3 protein-coding genes are annotated in these 2040 nt (G+C 62.6%); 1 reads left to right on the plus strand and 2 read right to left on the minus strand.

Going from position 1 to position 2040, the window contains the following annotated elements; genetic code table 11:
- Positions 1–947, plus strand: a 947-nt coding sequence (locus VN004_RS03490; protein WP_325607067.1) for a putative PEP-binding protein, incomplete at its 5' end; no start/stop codon positions are given.
- On the opposite strand, the gene VN004_RS03495 is transcribed toward VN004_RS03490, so the two are convergent.
- Together VN004_RS03495 and nadC are read right to left on the minus strand one after the other, a co-directional pair.
- Positions 944–1171 carry a hypothetical protein gene (locus VN004_RS03495; RefSeq protein ID WP_325023808.1) on the minus strand — a complete coding sequence of 76 codons (228 nt, stop codon included), beginning with the start codon at positions 1169–1171 and terminating at the stop codon, positions 944–946. The two genes, VN004_RS03490 and VN004_RS03495, sit on opposite strands and share 4 nt — an antisense overlap.
- A gap of 99 nt (positions 1172–1270) precedes the next feature.
- Positions 1271–2040, minus strand: a 770-nt coding sequence (gene nadC, locus VN004_RS03500) for a carboxylating nicotinate-nucleotide diphosphorylase (protein ID WP_325607069.1), incomplete at its 5' end; no start/stop codon positions are given.

The following is a 2040-nucleotide window of genomic DNA, read 5'->3' on the forward strand; positions in this document are numbered from 1 at the left end:
AGCGCATCCTCGCGGTTCGCGAGATGATTTGCGCAGAAGACGAGGAGGGGCGTCAGCAGGCGCTCGACAAACTTCTTCCCGTCCAGCGCGCCGATTTTGAAGAGCTGTTCGAAATCATGGCCGGGCTGCCGGTCACGATCCGGCTGCTCGATCCGCCGCTGCACGAGTTTCTGCCGCATGAAGATCGCGAGGCGGCGCAAGTCGCCGCCGCCCTTGGTATGGATCTGATGCGGCTCAAGGCACGCGTCGCCGAGCTCGAGGAATTTAACCCGATGCTGGGCTTCCGCGGCTGCCGCCTCGGCATCAAATTCCCGGAAATCACGCGCATGCAGACCCGCGCGATTTTTGAAGCCGCCGTCAACGCTCAGAAGAAAACGGGCGAGGCCGTCCGGCCGGAGGTCATGATCCCGTTCATCGCTTACCGCCGGGAGTTCGACATCCTGCGCGAGGTGATCGCGGACACGGCAAAAGCCGTGGAAGCGGAAACGGGCGTCAATATCCCCTACGACATCGGCACGATGATCGAACTGCCGCGGGCAGCGCTACGCGCAGCCGACATCGCGGCGGGGCCGCTGGGCGCGGACTTCTTCTCGTTCGGCACGAACGATATGACGCAAACGGTGCTGGGGCTTTCGCGCGACGATGCCGCGCCGATTTTGTCGAACTATCTGGAGCACGAGGTGATCGCGACCGATCCCTTCGTGTCGATCGATCAGTCAGGCGTGGGCGAACTCGTGAAAATCGGCGTGGAGCGCGGCCGCTCGGTAAAGCCCGACCTCAAAACCGGCATCTGCGGCGAGCACGGCGGCGATCCGAAGTCGATCGGCTTCTTCGAGACGGTCGATCTGGATTACATTTCCTGCTCGCCCTATCGCGTGCCGATCGCGCGCCTTTCAGCCGCCCAAGCCGCAATCAAGCGGAGACGCCGGGAACAGAAGACGTCCTAGAACGGACCGTTCTCGCGGCGGTCGATCTCATCAAGGCTCGGCTGGCGCGGCCGCGCGCCCTTGTACTTCGGAAGGAACAGCAGCCAGACGACGAGCGGCGGCAGGATGAAGCTCCAGCCGATCCAATACGACAGGTCCCGATTCTTGATGCCGGCCAGAATGCCCGCGAGAACGGAAGCGGTGATCGCGGTTGCACCCCAAAGCACGATCCACTGCATGGCCATGGAATGTCCCTCCATGTTCAACCGCCCCTTTCTATCACATTCTTCTGGACGCGAATGCCAGATGCGCAGCGACTGTGGCGAATTCAAGCTCTCGCGCGCTTAAGCCTTGTCAGCCGCGATAAAATCGAGCCCAAGATCGAGAACGGGCGCCGAATGCGTCAGCGCTCCGACGGAAATCATGTTGACCCCCGTTTCCGCGATGGCTCGCACCGTATCGAGGTTGACGCTGCCTGACGCTTCCGTAAGGCACCGGCCTGCGACCATTCTCACGGCTTTGCGCAATTCGTCCGGTCCCATGTTGTCGAGCAGCACGCAGTCGACGTTCTCGCGCATGACGATTTCGAGCTGTTCGAGCGTGTCGACCTCGACCTCGATCTTCGTCATGTGCCCGGCAACAGCCTTCGCGGATTTGATTGCCGCTTCGATGCTGCCCGCCGCAACGATGTGATTGTCTTTGATGAGAACCGCGTCGAACAACCCGAAGCGGTGATTGTGCCCGCCGCCGCAGCGCACGGCATACTTCTCGAAGGCTCGAAGGCCCGGCGTCGTCTTTCGCGTATCGACGATCTGAGCGCTCGTGCCCGCAACCGCATCGACATAGCGGCGGGTCAGCGTCGCGATCCCGCACATGCGGCCCATGAAGTTCAACGCGACGCGCTCCGCCGATAGAACGGCGCGCGACGACCCCGAGATGCGCGCGATCGTATCGCCCGCTGCAGCAGCGCTTCCGTCCTCGATCAGGACCGTGAAATCGCAATCGGCATCGAGCTCGCGGAACGCCGCTTCGGCAAGCGCGAGACCCGAAACGATGCCGGGCTTTCTCGCCGCGATCACAGCGTCCGACCGCGCATGCGCAGAGACCGTCGCAT

It is taken from the genome of Pseudorhodoplanes sp. (genome assembly GCF_035565855.1).
In the GTDB taxonomy this organism is placed as follows: Bacteria; Pseudomonadota; Alphaproteobacteria; order Rhizobiales; family Xanthobacteraceae; genus Pseudorhodoplanes.